Source organism: Pseudomonas sp. MWU13-2105 (assembly GCF_023242315.1).
Lineage (GTDB): Bacteria > Pseudomonadota > Gammaproteobacteria > Pseudomonadales > Pseudomonadaceae > Aquipseudomonas.
This window is the reverse complement of the sequence record NZ_JALLIY010000008.1, coordinates 90661-112938: the sequence shown is the minus strand read 5'-3', so window position 1 is coordinate 112938 and position 22278 is coordinate 90661. Positions and strand designations below refer to the sequence as shown.

20 protein-coding genes are annotated in these 22278 nt (G+C 62.1%); 18 read left to right on the top strand and 2 right to left on the bottom strand.

Features of this window, described 5'->3' with window-relative positions; all coding sequences use genetic code 11:
- Positions 1–91: 91 nt before the first annotated feature.
- The 12 genes from glpK to M5B96_RS13415 all read left to right on the top strand — a co-directional run bounded on the left by glpK (position 92) and on the right by M5B96_RS13415 (position 12934).
- Complete coding sequence (gene glpK / locus M5B96_RS13470) at positions 92–1597, top strand: glycerol kinase GlpK (protein WP_248797166.1); 1506 nt, start codon at positions 92–94, stop codon at positions 1595–1597.
- A gap of 289 nt (positions 1598–1886) precedes the next feature.
- Positions 1887–2642, top strand: coding sequence for a DeoR/GlpR family transcriptional regulator (locus tag M5B96_RS13465; protein ID WP_248797165.1), 756 nt, complete (start codon positions 1887–1889; stop codon positions 2640–2642).
- Between the two features lie 191 nt (positions 2643–2833).
- On the top strand, positions 2834–4372 hold the full coding sequence (gene glpD, locus M5B96_RS13460) for a glycerol-3-phosphate dehydrogenase (RefSeq protein WP_248797164.1): 1539 nt from the start codon (positions 2834–2836) through the stop codon (positions 4370–4372).
- A 525-nt stretch (positions 4373–4897) separates the two neighbouring features.
- Positions 4898–5812: a glutamate/aspartate ABC transporter substrate-binding protein gene (locus tag M5B96_RS13455; protein ID WP_248797163.1), complete on the top strand. Its 915-nt coding sequence runs from the start codon at positions 4898–4900 to the stop codon at positions 5810–5812.
- A gap of 199 nt (positions 5813–6011) precedes the next feature.
- Positions 6012–6758: an amino acid ABC transporter permease gene (locus M5B96_RS13450; RefSeq protein ID WP_248797162.1), complete on the top strand. Its 747-nt coding sequence runs from the start codon at positions 6012–6014 to the stop codon at positions 6756–6758.
- Positions 6758–7429, top strand: coding sequence for an amino acid ABC transporter permease (locus M5B96_RS13445; RefSeq protein WP_248797161.1), 672 nt, complete (start codon positions 6758–6760; stop codon positions 7427–7429). The genes M5B96_RS13450 and M5B96_RS13445 overlap by 1 nt, the downstream gene beginning before the upstream one ends.
- Positions 7426–8160: an amino acid ABC transporter ATP-binding protein gene (locus M5B96_RS13440; protein WP_218225516.1), complete on the top strand. Its 735-nt coding sequence runs from the start codon at positions 7426–7428 to the stop codon at positions 8158–8160. The genes M5B96_RS13445 and M5B96_RS13440 overlap by 4 nt, the downstream gene beginning before the upstream one ends.
- A 218-nt stretch (positions 8161–8378) precedes the next feature.
- Positions 8379–10280 carry a sensor histidine kinase gene (locus M5B96_RS13435; RefSeq protein ID WP_248797160.1) on the top strand — a complete coding sequence of 634 codons (1902 nt, stop codon included), beginning with the start codon at positions 8379–8381 and terminating at the stop codon, positions 10278–10280.
- 44 nt (positions 10281–10324) lie between these two features.
- Positions 10325–11602, top strand: coding sequence for a sigma-54-dependent transcriptional regulator (locus M5B96_RS13430; protein ID WP_248797323.1), 1278 nt, complete (start codon positions 10325–10327; stop codon positions 11600–11602).
- 24 nt (positions 11603–11626) lie between these two features.
- The gene (locus M5B96_RS13425; protein ID WP_248797322.1) at positions 11627–11956 is read left to right on the top strand and encodes a GlpM family protein; all 330 of its coding nucleotides are present in this window, start codon (positions 11627–11629) and stop codon (positions 11954–11956) included.
- Positions 11957–12126: 170 nt separating this feature from the next.
- Positions 12127–12501, top strand: a complete 375-nt coding sequence (locus M5B96_RS13420; RefSeq protein ID WP_248797159.1) for an EamA family transporter — start codon at positions 12127–12129, stop codon at positions 12499–12501.
- A 31-nt stretch (positions 12502–12532) separates the two neighbouring features.
- Entirely contained in the window at positions 12533–12934 is a 402-nt protein-coding gene (locus M5B96_RS13415; protein ID WP_248797158.1) for an EamA family transporter, read from the top strand.
- Between the two features lie 68 nt (positions 12935–13002).
- On the opposite strand, the gene M5B96_RS13410 is transcribed toward M5B96_RS13415, so the two are convergent.
- Positions 13003–13776, bottom strand: a complete 774-nt coding sequence (locus M5B96_RS13410) for a MipA/OmpV family protein (protein ID WP_248797157.1) — start codon at positions 13774–13776, stop codon at positions 13003–13005.
- A gap of 228 nt (positions 13777–14004) precedes the next feature.
- Here M5B96_RS13410 and M5B96_RS13405 point away from each other — a divergent pair, with 228 nt between their 5' ends.
- The 6 genes from M5B96_RS13405 to M5B96_RS13380 are packed head-to-tail and all read left to right on the top strand — an operon-like array spanning position 14005 to position 21271.
- Complete coding sequence (locus M5B96_RS13405; protein WP_100944506.1) at positions 14005–14709, top strand: HAD-IB family phosphatase; 705 nt, start codon at positions 14005–14007, stop codon at positions 14707–14709.
- Positions 14702–16096, top strand: coding sequence for an aspartate aminotransferase family protein (locus M5B96_RS13400; RefSeq protein WP_248797156.1), 1395 nt, complete (start codon positions 14702–14704; stop codon positions 16094–16096). Before M5B96_RS13405 ends, M5B96_RS13400 begins: the two co-directional genes overlap by 8 nt.
- A gap of 2 nt (positions 16097–16098) precedes the next feature.
- Positions 16099–16959, top strand: a complete 861-nt coding sequence (locus M5B96_RS13395) for an alpha/beta fold hydrolase (RefSeq protein WP_263859563.1) — start codon at positions 16099–16101, stop codon at positions 16957–16959.
- Positions 16960–16969: 10 nt separating this feature from the next.
- On the top strand, positions 16970–18094 hold the full coding sequence (locus M5B96_RS13390) for a GNAT family N-acetyltransferase (protein WP_248797154.1): 1125 nt from the start codon (positions 16970–16972) through the stop codon (positions 18092–18094).
- Positions 18094–19884, top strand: coding sequence for a sensor histidine kinase (locus M5B96_RS13385; protein ID WP_248797153.1), 1791 nt, complete (start codon positions 18094–18096; stop codon positions 19882–19884). Before M5B96_RS13390 ends, M5B96_RS13385 begins: the two co-directional genes overlap by 1 nt.
- Positions 19874–21271 (top strand): sigma-54-dependent transcriptional regulator, encoded by a 1398-nt coding sequence (locus M5B96_RS13380; RefSeq protein ID WP_248797152.1) that lies wholly within the window; start codon positions 19874–19876, stop codon positions 21269–21271. Before M5B96_RS13385 ends, M5B96_RS13380 begins: the two co-directional genes overlap by 11 nt.
- A gap of 3 nt (positions 21272–21274) precedes the next feature.
- Here the strand turns inward: M5B96_RS13380 and M5B96_RS13375 are convergent, their stop codons facing one another.
- Positions 21275–22267, bottom strand: coding sequence for an alpha/beta fold hydrolase (locus M5B96_RS13375; RefSeq protein WP_248797151.1), 993 nt, complete (start codon positions 22265–22267; stop codon positions 21275–21277).
- Positions 22268–22278 lie beyond the last annotated feature (11 nt).

The following is a 22278-nucleotide window of genomic DNA, read 5'->3' as shown; positions in this document are numbered from 1 at the left end:
AACACCTGCAAGACGCCACTCCCTGTGAGCGCCCTTTCCCCTGAGGGCACCCACCCCGGCACTTTCCCCTATTTCAGCAAGGCAATCGAAAATGACCGACACTCAGAATAAGAACTACATCATTGCCCTCGATCAGGGTACGACCAGCTCGCGGGCGATCATCTTCGATCGCAACGCCAACGTGGTCGGCACCGCCCAGCGCGAATTCCAGCAACACTATCCACAAGCCGGCTGGGTCGAACACGACCCGATGGAAATCTTCGCCACCCAGAGCGCGGTAATGGTCGAAGCCCTGGCGCAAGCCGGCCTGCACCACGACCAGGTCGCCGCCATCGGTATCACCAACCAGCGTGAAACCACCGTGGTCTGGGACAAGGTCAGCGGCCGGCCGATCTACAACGCCATCGTCTGGCAGTGCCGCCGCAGCACCGAAATCTGCCAGCAACTCAAGCGCGACGGTCACGAAGAGTACATCCGCGAAACCACCGGCCTGGTCACCGACCCGTACTTCTCCGGCACCAAGCTGAAGTGGATCCTCGACAACGTCGAAGGCAGCCGTGAACGCGCGCGCAACGGCGAATTGCTGTTCGGCACCATCGACAGCTGGCTGATCTGGAAATTCACCGGCGGCAAGACCCACGTCACCGACTACACCAACGCCTCGCGCACCCTGCTCTTCAATATCCACTCCCTGGAGTGGGATTCGAAGATGCTGGAGATCCTCGACATTCCCCGGGAAATGCTCCCGGAAGTGAAGTCGTCCTCGGAAATCTACGGCCACACCAAGAGCGGCATCGCCATCGGCGGTATCGCCGGCGACCAGCAGGCCGCCCTGTTCGGCCAGATGTGCGTGGAACCGGGCCAGGCGAAGAATACCTACGGCACCGGCTGCTTCCTGCTGATGAACACCGGCACCAAGGCGGTCCGCTCCAAGCACGGCATGCTCACCACCATCGCTTGCGGCCCACGCGGCGAAGTGGCCTACGCCCTGGAAGGCGCGGTCTTCAACGGCGGCTCGACCATCCAGTGGCTGCGCGACGAGCTGAAGATCATCAACGACGCATTCGATACCGAATACTTCGCCAGCAAGGTCAAGGACAGCAACGGCGTGTACCTGGTGCCGGCCTTCACCGGCCTCGGCGCACCGTACTGGGACCCCTATGCCCGTGGCGCGCTGTTCGGCCTGACGCGCGGGGTGAAGGTCGATCACATCATTCGTGCCGCGCTGGAGTCGATTGCCTACCAGACCCGCGACGTGCTGGACGCCATGCAACAGGACTCGGGCGAACGCCTCAAGGCCCTGCGCGTGGACGGCGGTGCGGTGGCCAACAACTTCCTGATGCAGTTCCAGGCCGACATTCTCGGGACCCAGGTCGAACGCCCGCAAATGCGCGAAACCACGGCACTCGGCGCGGCCTACCTGGCCGGTCTGGCGTGCGGTTTCTGGGGCAGCCTGGAAGAGCTGCGGGGCAAGGCGGTGATCGAGCGCGAGTTCGCGCCGCAACGTCCTGAGGCCGAGAAGGAAAAACTCTATGCCGGCTGGCAGAAAGCGGTTAGCCGTACCCGCGACTGGGAACCGCACGAAGACAGCAACTGAGCCTGAAGCCGTATTTTAGGCTGAACACTCCCCTGTAGGGGTCTGGCTTGCCAGCGAAGGCGTCCTTGCAGACGCCAAAAGCTTCGCTGGCAAGCCAGCCCCCTACAGGTTTTGTGGCGTTCTCACGATCAGACGAAGTTCAACAGGCCGCCGAAACAAGAGCGACCTCGACAGCAACAACCCACGACGTCCCCGTCGCACATCCACGATTGATTGGCCCCGCAAGTGGCAGACAGGTCCTTCCTGCGGCATGATGGAGGAATTTGTACGGCAGCCCAAAGGACGCCCAATGAATCTGCCTCCCCGCCAAAAGCAAATCCTCGAACTGGTCCGCGAACGCGGTTATGTCAGCATCGAGGAAATGGCCCAGCTATTTGTCGTGACCCCGCAAACCATCCGCCGCGATATCAACCAGCTGGCGGACTCCAATCTGCTGCGGCGCTACCACGGTGGCGCGGCCTACGATTCCAGCGTGGAAAACACCGCCTACGCCATGCGCGCCGACCAGATGCGCGATGAAAAGCAGCGCATCGCCGAGGCCATCGCCGCCCATATCCCCGATCACGCCTCGCTGTTCATCAATATTGGCACCACCACCGAATCCATTGCCCGGGCGCTGCTCAATCACCACCACCTGAAGATCATCACCAACAACCTGCACGTGGCCTCGATCCTCAGCGCCAAGGACGATTTCGAAGTGCAACTGGCTGGCGGCAACGTGCGCCGTGACGGCGGCGTGGTGGGCCAGGCCAGCGTCGATTTCATCAACCAGTTCAAGGTCGACTTCGCCCTGGTGGGTATCAGCGGTATAGATGAAGACGGCAGTCTGCTGGATTTCGATTACCAGGAAGTACGGGTTTCCCAGGCGATCATCGCCAATGCCCGCCAGGTCATCCTGGCCGCGGACTCCAGCAAGTTCGGGCGCAATGCCATGGTGCGCCTGGGGCCGATCACCCTGATCGACTGCCTGGTGACCGACCAGGCACCCGTACCGGCGCTGGCCCAATTGCTGCTCCAGCACAAGATTCGCCTGGAAGTCGTCTGAGGCTCAGGCCTGCCCCCCCCTGTGGCGGGCGGGCTTGCCCTACAATGTTCGATAATTTTCCTTTCCCCCCGTCCTGATGGATTTTTTCAATCAGGCCTCGCTGGTCGTGGGCGCGTTTATCCGCTATTATTTTCGAAAATGAACATTAATGTTCGAATTCAAATATAGAGAAGACCCTGCGAGGCTCACCGATGACCCCCAGTACCTTGCCTGCCCCACCCCTTGCCGAGATCTATGACATCGCCGTGATCGGCGGTGGTATCAATGGTGTCGGGATTGCCGCGGACGCAGCCGGTCGCGGTCTCTCGGTGTTCCTTTGCGAAAAGGACGACCTCGCCAGTCACACCTCATCGGCCAGCAGCAAGCTGATCCATGGTGGCCTGCGCTATCTGGAGCACTACGAGTTCCGCCTGGTGCGCGAGGCCCTGGCCGAACGTGAAGTGCTGCTCGCCAAGGCCCCACACATCGTCAAGCCGATGCGCTTCGTCCTGCCGCATCGTCCGCACCTGCGTCCGGCCTGGATGATTCGGGCCGGCCTGTTCCTTTATGACCACCTGGGCAAGCGCGAGAAGCTCGCCGGTTCGAAAAGCCTGAAGTTCGGCGCCGACAGCGCACTCAAGGCCGAAATCACCAAGGGTTTCGAATACTCCGACTGCTGGGTCGACGATGCACGCCTGGTGGTACTCAATGCCATGGCGGCGCGGGAGAACGGCGCCCACGTGCACACCCGCACCCGTTGCGTCAGCGCCCGCCGTGGCAAAGGCCTGTGGCACCTGGAGATGGAACGCGGCAACGGCACGCGCTTCTCGATCCAGGCCAAGGCCCTGGTCAACGCGGCCGGCCCCTGGGTCGCCAAGTTCATCAAGGACGACCTGAAGCTGGAATCGCCCTACGGCATCCGTCTGATCCAGGGCAGCCACCTGATCGTGCCTCGCTTGTACGAAGGCGAACACGCGCACATCCTGCAGAACGAGGACCAGCGCATCGTCTTCACCATTCCGTACCTGGATCGTTTCACCCTGATCGGCACCACCGACCGTGAATACCAGGGCGACCCGGCCAAGGTCAGCATCACCGAAGCGGAAACCGACTACCTGCTCAAGGTGGTCAATGCGCACTTCAAGAAGCAGCTTGCCCGCGGCGATATCGTGCACAGTTATTCCGGTGTCCGGCCGCTGTGCAACGACGAATCCGACAATCCTTCGGCGGTCACCCGCGATTACACCCTGGCGCTGTCCGGCGGTAATGGTGAAGCCCCGCTGCTGTCGGTGTTCGGCGGCAAGCTGACGACCTACCGCAAGCTCGCCGAATCGGCGCTGGCCCAGTTGGCGCCGTTCTTCAAGCACATGAAGCCGAGCTGGACCGCCACCTCGACCTTGCCCGGCGGCGAAGACATGACCACGCGCCAGGCCCTGAGCCACGAGATCCGCACCCGCTTCGACTGGATTCCGAGCGAGATCGCCCGGCGCTGGGCGAGCACCTACGGCAGCCGCACCTGGCGCCTGCTGGAGGGCGTGCAGAATCTGGGCGACCTGGGTGAACACCTGGGTGGCGGTCTCTATAGCCGCGAAGTCGATTACCTGTGCAGCGAGGAGTGGGCTTGCGCGGCGGCGGACATCCTGTGGCGACGCAGCAAGCTGGGCCTGTTCACCACGGCGGCCGAGCAGCAACAGTTGCAGCACTACCTGGACAAGGTCGAGCAGCATCGCGGCAAGATCGAAGCGGCCTGATTCAGGCCCCTCCTGATATAGGAGAGTTGAAGCCGAACGCGTCCTGTGGCGAGCGGGCTTGCCCGCGCTCGACTGCGCAGCAGTCGCAAAACAGATTATCTCGGTCGACCTGATCCACTGATTTCAGCGGTTTCAGGGGCGCTCGCCCCCCCCAACGCGGGCAAGCCGGCTCGCCACAAATATCCGTCAGACTTGAGATCGCTCTGAACCTGGAAAAGCACCCTCACGATCATAGAAAACCTCGAATACAAGCTCCATCCTAAAGCCCCCTCCCATTCGGTTTTCCGAACAACCTTTCGCCAGCCATTCGGCGAACCGGACGCCAGACGTTCCACACTTTCTCGAAATAAACAAAATATCCTTTAAAATCAATAGCAAAAACCACACCACCAAGCCTGGCATGAGTCGTGCTCTAGACTTCGTAGCGAATGCTCCGGCCGCCCCTTGGGTCGTGCGAGCAGTTCGAAGTACCCGAGAGTCGGCTGACCGGCTCCATAAGAAAAACAATCTCGAGGAAATCATCTGATGCGCATCGTTCCCCAGCTTCTGGGCGCAGCAATCGCTGTTGCTCTGATCAGTACTCCAGTTTTCGCCGCTGAACTGACCGGCACCCTGAAGAAGATCAAAGAGTCCGGCACCATCACCCTCGGGCATCGCGACAGCTCCATTCCGTTCTCCTACATCGCGGATGCATCCGGCAAGCCAGTGGGCTACTCCCACGACATCCAGTTGGCCATCGTCGACGGTATAAAGAAGGACCTCGGCCTGCCTGACCTCAAGGTCAAGTACAACCTGGTCACTTCCCAGACCCGTATCCCGCTGGTACAGAACGGTACCGTCGACGTCGAGTGTGGTTCCACCACCAACAACGTCGAACGCGGCCAGCAAGTGGACTTCTCGGTCGGCATCTTCGAAATCGGCACACGCCTGCTGTCGAAGAAGGACTCCACCTACAAGGACTTCGCCGACCTCAAGGGCAAGAACGTCGTGACCACCGCCGGCACCACCTCCGAGCGCATCATCAAGGCGATGAACGCCGACAAGCAGATGGGCATGAACGTCATCTCCGCCAAGGACCATGGCGAAGCCTTCAACATGCTGGAAAGCGGCCGCGCCGTGGCCTTCATGATGGACGATGCGCTGCTCGCCGGGGAAATGGCCAAGGCCAAGAAGCCCGATGACTGGGCCGTGACCGGTACCGCGCAATCCTACGAAATCTATGGCTGCATGGTCCGCAAGGACGACCCGGCGTTCAAGAAAGCCGTGGATGACGCCATCGTCGGGATCTACAAATCCGGCGAAATCAACAAGATCTACGCCAAGTGGTTCACCCAGCCGATCCCGCCAAAGGGCCTGAACCTGAACTTCCCGATGAGCGACGAGCTCAAGGCGCTGCTGGCCAATCCAAACGACAAGCCGGCACCGGACAAAAAGATCTGATTCACCGTTGCTCCGAACCCCGGTGGCGCGAACGCGCCCCCGGGAGTTTGTTGACACCTGCTGTACTGGCTTCTTCTATTGAGATGGGAAAGACACTCGGACCGCGAGCGGTACGCGTGTGCCTGACGGAGCACGTCAGGCGGGGCGGAGTCCCGGGAAGCACGTGCGTGACCACTGATTGATCCGAGGGGAGACCCGAATGAATTACAACTGGGACTGGGGCGTGTTCTTCAAGTCCACCGGCGTGGGCAGCGAGACCTATCTCGACTGGTTCATCTCCGGGCTGGGCTGGACCATCGCCATCGCCGTGGTGGCCTGGATCGTTGCACTGATCCTTGGCTCGCTGCTGGGCGTGATGCGTACCATACCGAACCGCGTGGTATCGGGCATTGCCACGGTCTACGTGGAAGTCTTCCGCAACGTGCCGCTGCTGGTGCAGCTGTTTATCTGGTACTTCCTGGTACCCGACCTGCTGCCGCAAAACCTGCAGGACTGGTACAAGCAGGACCTGCACCCGACCACCTCGGCCTACCTGAGCGTCGTGGTCTGCCTGGGCCTGTTCACCGCCGCCCGGGTCTGCGAGCAAGTACGCACCGGGATCCAGGCGCTGCCCCGCGGCCAGGAATCGGCGGCCCGCGCCATGGGCTTCAAGCTGCCGCAGATCTACTGGAACGTGCTGCTGCCGCAAGCCTACCGGATCATCATTCCGCCGCTTACCTCGGAATTCCTCAACGTCTTCAAGAACTCCTCCGTGGCCTCGCTGATCGGCCTGATGGAACTGCTCGCGCAGACCAAGCAGACCGCCGAGTTCTCCGCCAACCTGTTCGAAGCCTTCACCCTGGCGACGCTGATCTACTTCACCCTGAACATGAGCCTGATGTTGCTGATGCGCCTGGTGGAGAAGAAAGTCGCGGTGCCCGGCCTGATCTCCGTGGGGGGTAAATAATGGACTTCGATTTCAGTGGTATCGTCCCGGCCATTCCGGGCCTCTGGAACGGCATGTTGATGACCCTGCAACTGATGGTGCTGGGTGTCGTCGGCGGCCTGGTCATCGGTACGCTCCTGGCCCTGATGCGCTTGTCGTCGAACAAGCTGCTGGCCAATGTCGCCGGCGCCTACGTCAACTACTTCCGCTCGATCCCGCTGCTGCTGGTGATCACCTGGTTCTACCTGGCGGTACCGTTCGTCCTGCGCTGGATCACCGGCGAAGACACGCCGATCGGTGCGTTCACCTCCTGCATCGTGGCCTTCATGATGTTCGAAGCGGCGTACTTCTGCGAAATCGTCCGGGCCGGCGTGCAGTCGATCGCCAAGGGCCAGATGGGTGCCGCCCAGGCCCTGGGCATGAGCTATGGCCAGACCATGCGCCTGATCATCCTGCCCCAGGCGTTTCGCAAGATGACCCCGCTGCTGTTGCAGCAGAGCATCATCCTGTTCCAGGACACTTCGCTGGTCTACACCGTGGGCCTGGTGGACTTCCTCAACGCCTCGCGCTCCAGCGGCGACATCATCGGCCGCGCCAATGAATTCCTGATCTTCGCAGGGCTCGTCTACTTCACAATCAGCTTTGCCGCCTCGCTGCTGGTCAAGCGTCTGCAAAAAAGGTTTGCCGTATGATCTCTATCAAGAATATCAACAAGTGGTATGGCGACTTCCAGGTGCTGACCGATTGCAGCACCGAGGTCAGCAAGGGTGAAGTGGTGGTGGTCTGCGGTCCTTCGGGCTCGGGCAAGTCCACCCTGATCAAATGCGTGAACGCCCTGGAACCCTTCCAGAAAGGCGACATCGTGGTCGACGGCACCTCCATCGCCGACCCGAAGACCAACCTGCCGAAACTGCGTTCGCGGGTCGGCATGGTGTTCCAGCATTTCGAGCTGTTCCCGCACCTGACCATTACCGAAAACCTGACCATCGCGCAGATCAAGGTGCTCGGCCGCAGCAAGGAAGAAGCGACCAAGAAAGGCCTGCAACTGCTCGACCGCGTCGGTCTCTCGGCCCACGCCCACAAGCACCCGGGGCAACTCTCCGGCGGCCAGCAACAACGCGTGGCGATTGCCCGCGCCCTGGCGATGGACCCGGTGGTGATGCTGTTCGACGAACCGACCTCGGCGCTCGACCCGGAAATGGTCAATGAAGTGCTCGACGTGATGGTGCAACTGGCCCAGGAAGGCATGACCATGATGTGCGTGACCCACGAAATGGGCTTTGCGCGCAAGGTCGCCAGCCGGGTGATCTTCATGGACCAGGGCAAGATCATCGAAGACTGCAACAAGGACGAGTTCTTCGGCGACATCAGTGCCCGTTCGGAGCGTGCGCAGCATTTCCTCGAGAAGATCCTGCAGCACTGAAACAACACCGCTCCCGGAACAGCGCCATAGCTGTAGGGGAGCGGACATTGTGGGAGCGTGTGGGAGCGGAGCTTGCCCGCGAAGCTTTTAGCGATCTCAAGGTCGCCTTCGCGGGCAAGCTCCGCTCCCACACAGGCTCCGCTCCCACATCAGGTTATGCGCAAACCCCGATCATTTTTCCACAAGAAATACGATCTGGTTGACCCAAGGCAAACGTGATGAAATGCGACCCCAACCTCTATCGCGCGACGCCGCCATCACTCGCCGTGAAACCCCGCCAGATCCGCCAACTGTTCCTGCCACCGCTGATCATCCTGCTGATGATCGGCCTGGGTTATGCCGGCTATCGCATCAGCGAACACTATGGCATCCGCACCCTCAGTGAGAACGGCGAACGCCAGCTGGAACTGCACGCCCGCACCGTCGAGAGCGAGATCAGCAAGTACACCTACCTGCCCAGCCTGCTGGAGCTTGAATCCAGCGTCTCGGCCCTGCTCAAGGAGCCCGACGCCGAACACCGCCAAGCAGTCAACAACTACCTCGAAGGCCTGAACCGGCGCAGCCGCAGTCGGGCCATCTATGTGATGGACACCACCGGTCGGGTACTGGCCACCAGCAACTGGCGCGACGCCGACAGTTACCTCGGCGAAGACCTGTCCTTTCGTGCCTATTTCCAGGACGCCGTGCGCGGCCTGCCCGGTCGCTTCTACGGCATCGGCAGCACCAGCGGCGAACCCGGCTATTACCTGGCCCACGGCCTGGAAGAACAAGGCAAGATCATCGGCGTGGCAGTGATCAAGGTACGCCTCGAAGCCCTTGAAGAGCGCTGGCAACGGGCACGCCTGGAAGCCTTCGTCAGCGACGAGAACGGCATCATCATCCTCTCCAGCGATCCGGCCCGGCGCCTCAAGTCCGTGCGCCCGCTGACCCCGGAAATCAAGGAGCGCCTGGCCCGCAGCCTGCAATATTACTGGTGGCCGCTGAACGAGCTGCAGCCCCTGGCCCGCGAACGCCTGGCCGAAGGCGTGGAAACCCTGACCTTCCCGGCCAACAGCGAACTGGCCAAGGACGGCGACAGCGTCAGCTACCTGGCCCAGACCCGCCGCCTGAGCGACACGCCCTGGCACTTCACCCTGCTCACGCCCTTGCAGGACCTGCGTCGCGAAGCCGCCAACCAGGGCATCCTGGTGGCCGTGGCCTTCGCCCTGGTGGCCTTCCTGCTGATCGCCTGGAACGAACGGCGCAAGGTTATCGCCACCCGCCTGGCCGCCCGCGAAGCCTTGCAAGAGGCCAACAGCCAACTGGAACGGCGCATCGCCGAGCGCACCGTCGACCTGCGGGCCAGCAACGACCGGCTCAAGGACCAGATCCGCGAACGGCGCCAGGCCGAGGAAACCCTGCGCCGCGCCCAGGACGAACTGGTCCAGGCCGGCAAGCTGGCCGCCATCGGCCAGATGTCCACCAGCATCGCCCATGAACTCAACCAGCCGCTGGCCGCGCTGCGCACCTTGTCCGGCAATACCGTGCGCTTCCTCGAACGCGGCGAGCTGGACACCGCCAGCACCAACCTGCACACCATCAACGACCTGATCGACCGCATGGGTCGGATTACCGCCAGCCTGCGCGCCTTCGCCCGACGCGGCGACGACAAGGGCGAGTCGAGCCTGGCCAAGGCCATCGATGCCGCCCTGCAAGTCCTCGGCAGCCGGGTCGAAACCCTGCACCTGGAAGTCCATCGCGACTTCGACGACGTACAACTGGCCATCGACCAGACCCGCCTGGAGCAGATCCTGGTCAACCTGATCGGCAACGCCCTCGACGCCATGCAAGCGCAACCGCTGCCGGAACTGTGGCTGGAAGGCGACTTCGTCGAAGGCAAATACCGCCTGCTGGTGCGCGACAACGGCCACGGCATCGAACCCGAGGCGCGCAAACACCTGTTCGAGCCCTTCTTCACCACCAAGCCGGGCGAACAGGGCCTGGGCCTCGGCCTGACCCTCTCCGCCAGCCTCGCGGCGGCGGCCGGCGGCCACCTCGGGGTTGAACACCCCCTCACGGGCGGCACCGCCTTCGTCCTCACTTTACCGCGGGTCACCCCTGCCAAGGCCGAGCCGATATGAACAACGACCTCACTGTCCTGATTGTCGAGGACGACCCGCATGTCCTGCTTGGCTGCCAGCAGGCACTGTCCCTGGAAGATATCCCCAGCGAAGGCGTCGGCAGTGCCGAGGAAGCCCTGGCGCGGATCGGCGACAACTTCCCCGGCATCGTCATCAGCGACATCCGCCTGCCGGGCATCGACGGCCTGGAACTGCTGACCCGGCTCAAGGCCCGCGACCGCAGCCTGCCGGTGGTGCTGATCACCGGCCACGGCGATATCTCCATGGCCGTCGGTGCCATGCGCAACGGCGCCTACGACTTCATGGAGAAGCCCTTCTCCCCGGAACGCCTGGTGGATGTCGCCCGCCGCGCCCTGGAACAACGCGGGCTGGCCCGGGAAGTCTGGTCGTTACGCCGGCAACTGGCCGAGCGCGACTCGCTGGAAGGGCGGATCATCGGGCGTTCGCCGGCGATGCAGAATCTGCGGGAACTGATCGCCAATGTCGCCGATACCTCGGCCAACGTGCTGATCGAAGGCGAGACCGGTACCGGCAAGGAACTGGTTGCCCGCTGCCTGCATGATTTCAGCCGGCGCCAGTCGCAACAATTCGTCGCCCTCAACTGCGGCGGCCTGCCGGAAAACCTGTTCGAGAGCGAAATCTTCGGCCATGAGGCCAATGCCTTCACCGGCGCCGGCAAACGGCGTATCGGCAAGATCGAACACGCCCATGGTGGCACGCTGTTCCTCGATGAAGTGGAAAGCATGCCGATCCCCATGCAGATCAAACTGCTGCGGGTCTTGCAGGAACGCACCCTGGAACGCCTGGGCTCGAACCAGAGCGTGGCCGTCGATTGCCGGGTCATCGCCGCCACCAAGTCCGACCTCGACGAAATGGGCCGTGCCGGCGAATTTCGCAGCGACCTGTATTACCGATTGAACGTGGTAACCCTGGAGCTGCCGCCCCTGCGCGAGCGGCGCGAGGACATCCTGCAATTGTTCGAACACTTCCTGCAGCAGTCCTCCTTGCGTTTCGACCGTATCGCGCCGGAACTGGATAACCAGACCCTGTCCAGCCTTATGAGCCACGACTGGCCGGGCAATGTGCGCGAACTGCGCAACGTCGCCGAACGCTTCGCCCTCGGCCTGCCGCCCTTCAAGAAAGCCGGCGCGCAAAGCAGCGGCGGGCTGGGCTTTGCCGAAGCGGTGGAAGCCTTCGAGCGCAACCTGCTCAACGATGCCTTGCAACGCAGCGGTGGCAACCTGAGCCAGGCCAGCCACGAACTGGGCATGGCCAAGACCACCTTGTTCGACAAGGTCAAGAAATACGGCCTGAGCCACTGACCGCGGGTATTGGAGATGGGGTTACTGTTGAAGGCCGCGCTTGGCGCGCTGGTGGTGGTGCTGCTGGCCGCCCTGTCGAAAACCCGCAATTACTACATTGCCGGGCTGGTGCCACTGTTCCCGACCTTTGCCATGATTGCCCACTACATCGTCGGCAAGGGTCGCTCGATCGATGACCTGAAAAGCACGATCCTGTTCGGCATGTGGTCGATCATTCCCTACTTCATCTACCTGGCGACCCTGTATGTGCTGGTGGACCGGCTGCGCCTGGAGATCTCCCTGGCACTGGCGGTACTCGCCTGGCTGCTGGCGGCGGGCGTGCTGGTCAGCTTCTGGCTGCGTGTTCACAGCTGAATCGCGAGCTCGGCCCGGGCAGCCGCTCCGCTTTGTACTGGCCCGTCCTTTGCATTTGCCGGCAAAGCCCTTACGCTGTGTGCTTTTCATGGACGCTGGAGCGGAGCCGGGCGGCTACGCCATCCGGCCCCACATCAAGCGTTGACCATGCTGTTCTAGGAGCTGTTTCCGTGTCCCTTGGCGTTATTTTGCTGGTACTTTTTTCCGTTGTCCTGGACGTGATCGGCCAGCTCTGTTTCAAGATGGGCCTGGACCGTCTGCCGGAGCTGGACGGCGGCTTCAGGCTGAAAGCCTTCTGGGGCCAGGTCTTCAACGCGCCCCTGCTGTGGTGCGGGATCGGTTCCTATGTCATCGAATTCTTTGTCTGGATCGAAGCCCTGTCCCGGGCACCGTTGAGCCTGGTATTCCCCATCGGGGCCCTGGCGTATTGCGGCGTGGTACTGGCCGGCAAGGTGGTGCTCGGTGAAACCGTCAGCCGTCGCCGCTGGCTCGGCACGCTGGTAATCACCGCCGGCGTGATGCTGGTAGCCATTTCCGGCGCTTGAGGGCTCCATTCATGTTCGAAGGAAATTGTTGATGAGCGGTTCTAAACACATCGATTGGCTGCACGGACGCTTCGGCACCATCGTGCTCTGGGCCTTGCTGATCGCTTGCGAAAGCGGCGGACAGATTGCCTCCAAAGTCGGTGGCGACTTGCTCGGGCAAACCGATTTCAGCTTGCAATGGCTGCACGCCGTGCTGCTCAACCCCGGGGTCTGGGTAGCGATATCCTGTTATATCGGGGCGTTTTTCGTCTGGATGCTGATTCTGCGGCGCAGCACGCTGTCGCTGGCGTTTCCACTGAGTTCGCTGGTGTTTGTCGCGGTGCTGCTGGCGTCCTGGCTGGGGCTGAACGAGCAGATCAGCCTGCTACACTGGATCGGCGTGGCGGTGATCATCGGCGGGATTGCGCTGCTCGCCGAGGGTGAGAAGAACTAGCCGGCGATGGCGTTGAATGTAGCAGCGCCATCGCCGGCAAGCCGGCGCCTACAAGGGCCGCTCCGGCCTCAGAACTTGTAGCTGATCGCCGTCTGGATCTGCCCCTGGTCGCTGTCGCCCTTCTGCTTGACGATGCTGCTGTCCGCCGCCGAACCCACCAGGTGGATCCAGCTGGCGCTGGTCATCAACGACCAGTTGCCGCCCAGCGGGATGGCGAAGCTCTGGGTCAGGGTCAGGTTCTGGAAGCCACCGCCGGCATGGTACTGGCTGATTCCCGAAGCTTGCGCCTCCTGGGCACTGACGCCGAAGAAGGTCTGGGCCTGGCGCTCGTCGGCAAAATGCGCGGTGAAATTGCTCCGGCCGATAATCCCCATGCCCAACGGATACCCCAGCTCACCGCCCATCCGTCCCAACCAGCCGCCCTGCCCGCTACCGCCGCCGACGGCACTGCCCAGCTCGGCGAACAGCCGCCAGAAGTCGGCCGGCGCATATTCCACGAAACCACCCACAACGCCCATGTCCGGCACATCGCGCAAGCCGCGCAACGAACCGTTGGAGTCGCGCCCGGGCAGGTAATTGGCGAAAGGCCCGATGCTGAAACCGTTAGTCTTGAATGCGTCCCAGGTCAGACCGTCATCACCGCTGAGGCTGACATTGCCCCAGTCCAGGTCCACATAAGGCAATGGCGTTACTTCGTAACGGCTGCCCGACGGATCATAGGGCTGATAGCCCAGCCCGGCCCCTACCTGCCCGGTCGGACCTTCATCGGCCAGGGCGGCGTGGCTCCAGCCAGCCAAGGAAAAAAGGCCGGCAAGCAGCAATGAGGAGGTCAGCCGAATCATGAACAGTGTCCTTGTCGATACCTGCCTTGCGCGATCATAAATGCGACTTTTTGTAGGCAAGCACTGATGTTGTTTGTAGGAAGCTACATTTTTTGTAGCTCCATGTACTAGATCCGATACAAAAGATGGATATATTCCATGAGAATACCGGATTTGAGCACTTGGCACACTCCGTGCTCTGCGTAGAGCCATGCGCAGTGTGCGCTCTTATTCAACAGGTACAAGCAGATGATGCACTGGCATATCGTGTGTGATTTCGATGGGACCATCTCCCGCACCGACGCGATCGACAACATCCTTGAGCGTTTCGCCGACCCGAGCTGGGAAAGCATCGAACAGGAATGGCTGGACGGTCATATCGGTTCGCGCGAATGCCTCAGCCGTCAACTGGCGCTGGTCAAGGCTTCGCCAGCCGATTTGCTGGCGTACTTCGACACCATCGATATCGACCCGGACTTCCCAGACTTCGTCGATCATGTCATGGGCCTCGGCGCTTCCATCGAAGTGGTCAGCGACGGCATCGAACAAGGCATCGCGCGGATCCTTTCGCGCAACTACGTGACCTTGCTGCCGATCCTTGCCAACCGCCTGCGCCAGGTCGACCACAACAGCTGGCGCATCGACTTCCCGTACTCCAGCGACGCTTGCCGTGCCGCCTCCGGCAACTGCAAATGCAAGTCCGCGCCCAAGGGCAAACGCATCCTGGTGATCGGCGACGGTCAATCGGATATGTGCGTGGCCGGCACCGCAGACTTCGTCTTCGCCAAGGGCCGCCTGGCCGAACATTGCGAACGCAACAACATTCCTTACGCGCGCTTCGACTCCTTCGCCGAGCTGCCGGCCATGCTGGCCCTGCTGCCGAACGACATCGCGGCGAACGCCGGCAACTACTCTATCGATCTTGAACAACAGGAACTCTTCCACCATGTCTGATATTCGTATCGCTACAGCCGAAGACCAGGTGCTTCTGGAAAAAGAAGCCAAATATTGCTCCTACGGCGATACAGTCCACTACATCGAACCACCGCGCATTTTCAGCCGCTGCGAAGGCTCCTATGTCTGGGACACCGAAGACCAAGCTTACCTCGACCTGCAAATGTGGTACTCGGCAGTCAACTTCGGCTACGCCAACCCACGCCTGAACAACGCCCTGAAGAAACAGATCGACACCCTGCCGCAGATCGCCAGCCAGTACCTGCACAAAGGCAAGATCGAACTGTCGGAAATGATCGCGGTCGACGCCAAGAACAAGTTCGGCCTCGACGGTCGCGTACACTTCAACGTCGGCGGCTCGCAGTCCATCGAAGACTCGCTGAAAGTCGTGCGTAACGCCAGCAACGGCAAGAGCCTGATGTTCGCCTTCGAAGGCGGCTACCACGGTCGTACCCTGGGCGCGTCCTCGATCACTTCGAGCTACCGCTACCGTCGCCGCTACGGCCACTTCGGCGAGCGCGCGCAGTTCATCCCGTTCCCGTACCACTTCCGCGGCCCGAAAGGCATGACCAAGGAAGAATACGGCAGCCACTGCGTGCAGCAGTTCGCCCGTCTGTTCGAAACCGAATACAACGGTGTCTGGGACCCGAAAGTCGGTTCCAGCGAATACGCCGCGTTCTACGTCGAGCCGATCCAGGGTACCGGCGGCTATGTGATCCCGCCGATGAACTTCTACAGCGAGCTGAAGCAGGTCCTCGACCAGCACGGCATCCTGATGGTCGTCGACGAAATCCAGATGGGCTTCTGGCGTACCGGCAAGCTGTGGTCGATCGAACACTTCGACGTCAAGCCGGACGTGATCGTCTTCGGCAAGGCGCTGACCAACGGCCTGAACCCGCTGGGCGGCATCTGGGCCCGTGAAGAACTGATCAACCCGAAGATCTTCCCACCAGGCTCCACCCACTCCACCTTTGCCTCGAACCCACTGGGTACCGCGGTAGGTCTGGAAATGTTCAAAATGACCAGCGAAGTCGACTACGGCGCCATGGTCATGGCCAAGGGCAAGTACTTCCTCGAAGGCCTGCAAGAGCTGCAGAAACGCTTCCCGATCATCGGCGACGTCGATGGCCTGGGCCTGGCGCTGCGCTGCGAAATCTGCACGGCCGACGGCTTCACCCCGGACAAGGCGACCCTGGACTACATGGTCGAGGAAGGCATGAAGGGCGACATGGTGGTTGACGGTCAGAAACTCGGCCTGATCCTCGACGTGGGCGGCTACTACAAGAACGTGATCACCCTGGCACCGTCGCTGGAAATCAGCTACCCGGAAATCGACCTGGGCCTGAAACTGCTCGAGCAACTGCTGAACCGAGCCATGAAGCGGTGAACATGACACCTATCGATCTGGGCGAAGGCGATGCTGGCTTCGTACTCGGCTCGGGTCCGGTCGGGATCCTGCTGATCCACGGCCTGACCGGCACCCCGACGGAACTCCGTCGGGTGGCCCAGGGCCTGGCCAAGAAGGGCAACTGCACGGTCTACGTGCCGACCCTGGCCGGGCACTGCGGCGGTAACGAAGACCTGCAAGCCACCGGCTGGCTGGACTGGTATGAAGGCGTACGCAAGACATTCGTGGCGGTGAAACAACGCCACGAACAGGTTTTCGTCGGCGGCCTGTCCATGGGTGCGGTGATGTCCATGTACTTGGCCTCCGAGCACCCGGGCCAGATCGCCGGGCTGTTGATGTATTCGACGACCCTGCGCTACGACGGCTGGAGCATTCACAAGCTGGCGTTCCTGACGCCGTTGCTGATGAAAATCCCGTTCGGCGTGCACATCTGCCGTTTCGAAGAAAAGCCGCCGTATGGCATCAAGAACGAACGCCTGCGGGCCATCGTCGAACGCCAGATGAAAGCCGGCCAGAGCAGCGATGCCGGGCTGTTGACCATGGAAGGCATCACCGTGCGCGAGCTGCACCGGATGAACGCCGTGGTCATGCGCCGGATGCCGTCGATCAAGACCCCGGCCCTGGTGATCCACTCCATCGAGGACGACATCACCAGCCCGTGGAACGCCGACTACGTCGAGCGGCACCTGGGTGGTCCGGTAACCAAGGTCATGCTCGACAACTGCTATCACATGATCACCGTCGACCTGCAATACAAGGAAGTGATCGAGCTGAGCGCCGACTACGTCGAGCGCCTGAGCGGCGTCTCCAGCGAGCCTGAAGCACAGCGGCAACAGGCCTGAGGAAAGACCCGTGATCAGCGCCCAAGCCTTCTCGACCATCGAGGCTATCGACCGTAACGCCTGGAACGATTGCTTTGTCGGTGTCCTGGAGAATTGGGAGTATTACCTGGCGGTGGAGAAAGCCGGCATCGAAGACTTTGCATGGCGCTATCTGGCGCTGTTCGAAGACGGTCGTTTGCTGGCGGTCGCCCCCGCCTTCCTGACGTCCTACAAGCTCGACACCACGGTGCAGGGTTTGGTTAAACGCATCACCGGCTGGATCAATCGGTTTCTGCCGGGATTGCTCGAATTTCCGCTCTACGCCATCGGTTCGCCGGTGGCGGAGCGCTGCACGGCCGGGACCGCCAGCCATGTGCCACCGGCACGGCGCCAGGCCTTGCTCGAACAACTGCTGGCCCTGGCCCACGACGACGCCCGGCAACTGGGTATCCGCCTGATCGCCGTCAAGGACGCGCCCAGCGACGACCACGATTGGCGCCGCAGCTGCAAGGCCGCCGGCTACCAGGCCATGTCCAGCCTGCCCAACGCGCTGCTGCCGATCCCGTTCGGCTCCATCGACGCCTACCTGGGCACCCTGGACAAGACCACCCGCAAGGACCTGCGGCGCAAGTTGCGGGCGCCGGGGCCACGGATCGAATGGCGTCACAACATCGACGATGTGCTGCCGCGGATCATGGACCTGTACCAGGCGACGCTGGCCCGTAGCGAACTGCAATTCGAACGGCTGCCGGCGGGTTACTTCACCAAGGTACTCGAACACATGGACGAGCGCGCGGCCTGTGTCCTGTACTGGGCCGGCGAACGGCTGGTGGCGTTCAACCTGGTGCTGTTCGACGGCGAACGCCTGATCGACAAGTTTTTCGGTCATGAGGTGAACCAAAGCCGCGAGCCCAATCTCTATTTCCGCAACTGGCTGGCCAATGTCGAGTACTGCATTCGTCACCGGATCCCGGTCTACGAATCCGGGCAGGCCGGTTACGCCAGCAAGATTCGCCTGGGGTGCAGCTTCCAGGGCAACAATATGTTTTTCCACCATCGCAACTGGCTGATCAACCATGTCCTCAGAGGGGTCAAACTGTTGGTTCGCCCAGATCGATTCGACCCTGCCATGTCTGCTGCGATAAGCGAAACCTGATGACCAACACGCCGGAACGCCGCCGAAAACGACGCCCCTTCTCGATCTCGCGCTGGAGCGTGCAGCGCAAGTTATTGCTGGCGTTCTGGCTGGTCAGCGTGGTGCCGACCATGATTGCCGCGGAACTGGCGGCCACCACCCTGTCGCAGATTTTCGACAGCAACGTGCGCATCTGGCTGCAAGAGTCGACCAAGGTGGTCAAGGATGAAATCAGCGAGATCAAGCGCTCCAACGCCCGCGTCGCGCAGTTGTTCCTGCTTTATACCCGCCCGCCCAACTCGCGCCGGGCGGCCAAGCATGACAAGCTGACCGCCGACATCGCCGACGCCATGGGCATCGACCTGGTGGCGCTGGTGCGCACCCAGGATCACAAGGTGGTGTTCACCACCCAGCCGGACGACATCGTCTCGCAGATCAGCACCGCACCCAACGCCGTGCTGCAAACCATTCAGATCTCCGGCGTGACCACCGGCGTGGTGGTCTCGACCTTCGACACCACCCAGGACGGCGTCGACTACCAGATGGTCATCGCCACCTACCTGGACAGCGGCTTCCTCAACAGTGCCGCCGACGTGCACTCCCTGGACCTGCGTCTGTACCTGGCCAACCCCCGGGGCTTTTCCGAAATCTTCTCCACCCAGCGTTTCGAAGACCACCCGAGCAACGTGCCCGAGAGCATCACCGATACCCTGCGCGACACCCGCCAGCCCAGTGAGGTCTTCACCAACCGCTACAGCGGTCTGTACTGGCCGATCTTCAACGACACCGGCGACCTGCAGGGAGTAATTTTCAGTGGCCTGCTGCGCCACACTAGCCTGGTCGGCCTCGCCAACCAGAGCAACCTGTTCATCCTGATCTTCATGCTCGGTTCGGTGCTGTCACTGAGTGTCGGCTGGCTGGTCTCGCGGCGCCTGACCCTGCCCCTGCGCGGCCTGGCCGAAGGTGTCAGCGCGGTGATCTCCGGCGACTACAGCAAGCGTATCCCGGTGACCGGCAGCGACGAGCTGGCGGAACTGAGCCACACCTTCAACCACATGACCGAACGCCTGGGCGAACTGCACCACCTCGAAGCCCAACTGCGCCGCCGCGACCGCCTGCACGCCCTGGGCGAAGTCGCCATGGGCCTGGCCCACGAAATCCGCAACCCGCTGGGCATCATCAAGACCGCCACGCAGTTGCTGCACCGCCGGGCCAACCTGCCGGACACCGACAAGCGGCACCTGGAATACGTGATCAGCGAGGTCTCGCGGATCAACGACCTGATCACCGAATTCCTCGACTTCGCCAAGCCCAGCACACCGATTCGCTCACTCTATCCGGCCCGCGAACTGGCCGAGGAGATCCTCGGCTTCTGCGCGCCGGAACTGGCGATCCATAATATCGACGCGCAGATCGACGACCAGGCGCCCGGTGCCACCCTGTATGCCGACTCGCGGCAGTTGAAACAGGCCTGCCTGAACCTGATCCTCAATGCCATCGACGCCATGCCCAAGGGTGGGCGCCTGACCATTGGCATTGCCAAGGACTCGCGCTATACCATCATCAGTGTGACCGACACCGGCCAGGGCATCGAGCCGGACATGATCGAGCGCATTTTCACGCCGTTCGTCACCACAAAGGCCTCGGGCACCGGCCTGGGCCTGGCGAAGGTCTATTCGATCATGGAAAACCATGACGGGCGTATCGAATGTATCAGCGAAAAAGATGCCGGCGCGACCTTCAACCTGTACATTCCGGCCCATGGCGGTGACCTGGATCACGAGGATGAGGAAGAAGAAGATGACGCATAACGTCCTGGTGGTCGATGACGAGCCCAAGCTCTGCGACCTGCTGAGCTCGGCACTGAGCCAGAACGATATCCGCGTCTTCACCGCCGGCAACGGCCTGGAGGCCCTGGCCGTGCTGGAGCAGGAAGAAATCGACCTGGTCATCAGCGACTGGCGCATGCCCGGCATGGACGGGCCGCAGTTGCTGGCGGAGGTCAAGCTGCGTTTCCCGCAGTTGCCGGTCATCGTCATGACCGCCTACAGCACGGTGAAGAATGCCGTGCAATCGATGCGCAACGGCGCCTTCGACTATATCGCCAAGCCGTTCGACATCGACGAGCTGGACATCACCGTCAACAAGGCCCTGCAATTTCGCGACATCCTGCGGGACAACGCACGCCTGCGCGCCGAACTCGACGAGCACCAGCAGATCGACAGCCTGGTGGGCGACAGCCCGACCTTCCGCCGGGTCCTGCAGGCCGTGGACTCGGTGCGCGAAAGCAACGCCACGATCCTGCTGACCGGCGAAAGCGGTACCGGCAAGGAAATGGTCGCCCGGGCCATCCACAAGCACGGCAACCGCGCCGACATGCCGTTTGTCGCGGTCAACTGCGCGGCGATTCCCGAAGGCTTGCTGGAAAGCGAGATGTTCGGCCATCGCAAGGGCGCCTTTAGCGGGGCTGTCGCGGACCGGGTCGGACGCTTCATGCAGGCTGACAAAGGCACCCTGTTTCTCGATGAAATCGGTGACATGCCGTTGGTATTGCAGGTCAAGATCCTGCGTGCGCTGCAGGAGCGAGTCATCGAGCCGGTGGGCGATCCCCGCGAGCGCAAGGTCGACGTGCGGGTGATTGCCGCGACCAACAAGAACCTGCTGCAAGCGGTTTTCGACAAGGAATTTCGTGAAGACCTGTATTACCGCCTGAATGTCTTCCCGATCCACCTGCCTCCTCTGCGTGAAAGGGCCGAGGACATCGCGCCGCTGGCTCGGCATTTCGCTCATATACTGGGCGCTACCGCTGGCAAGCGCATCGACGGTTTCAGCGCGCAAGCCTTGCAGGCGATGCTCAACTACCCGTGGCCAGGGAATATCCGCGAACTGCAGAACTGTGTGGAGCGAGCGACCATCGTCGCGGCCGGGCACGTTATCGAAGAGAGTGACCTGCCGGCTTACCTGTTCGAGTCGACACCGCCCCAGAGCAGCGCCAATCCACTGCCCGGCGTCGCCCCCGGCCTGCCGAAGGACCTCGACGCGGCCCTGGCGGACGTGGAGAAGGCTTATATCCTCGCGGCCCTGCAGGAAAGCAATGGCGTGCAGGCGGCCGCGGCGCAGTTGATCGGGATTTCCGAACGCAGCTTCTGGTATCGCCTGAAGAAGCTGGCGATCCACGTCGACAAGATCATCCGCTGAATTTCAGAGCTGCGCCCAGCGACTGACATCCGCCTGATGCAGACGCAGGTACGGCAGCACCGCCGCCAGCAACGGCGCCTTGAACGCCTCCTGAAAACGATGGGCCATCCCCGGCACCAACACCAGTCGACTGCCCTGGATATGCGCCGCCAGGTGCACCCCGTGCATCACCGGCAACAACGGATCGGCCGTGCCATGGACCACCAGGGTCGGCACCCGCAGTTGATTGAGCAACGGCACCCGGCTCGGCTCGGCGAGAATCGCCATGATCTGGCGCTTCACCCCTTCCGGATTGAAGGCACGGTCATAGGAGGCCGCCGCCTGCTGCAACAGCTTGTTGCGGTCGTCACGCACCTCCGGGCTGCCCAGGGCCGCCAGCAGATCGGCCTGCTGCTCGATCGCCACCTCACGGTTCGGCGCGCTGCGCCGCGAGAGCAACTGCACCAGTGCCGCACTCGGCGCCGGCAAGCCCTCGGCACCGGAACTGCTCATCACCAGGGTCAGGCTCTCGACCCGTTCCGGCGCCATCGCCGCTACGTGCTGGGCGATCATGCCGCCCATGCTCGCACCGAGCACATGGAACTGCTGGATCTGCAACGCATCCATCAGGCCCAGGGCATCGCCGGCCATATCGGTCAGGGTATAAGGCGCCGCCACCGGCAAGCCGAGCTTGTAGCGCAGCACTTCGAAGGTCAGGTTGGCGCTGGCCGGTGCCTGCCGCCAGGTGGACAGGCCGACATCGCGATTGTCATAGCGAATCACCCGGAACCCCTGCTGGCAGAGCGCGACCACCACCTCGTCCGGCCAGTGGATCAGTTGCCCGCCCAGGCCCATGACCAGCAGCAAGGCCGGGTCCGAGGCACGCCCGATACTCTGGTAGGCCAGGCTGACCTTATCCAGTTCGACCCGCTGGGTCGGAACATTGACATCACATCTTGAAGCCGCAAAAGACGGCAGGCCGAACAGCAGTGCGGCCAGGAAAAGTACTACACGCATGAAAACACCGA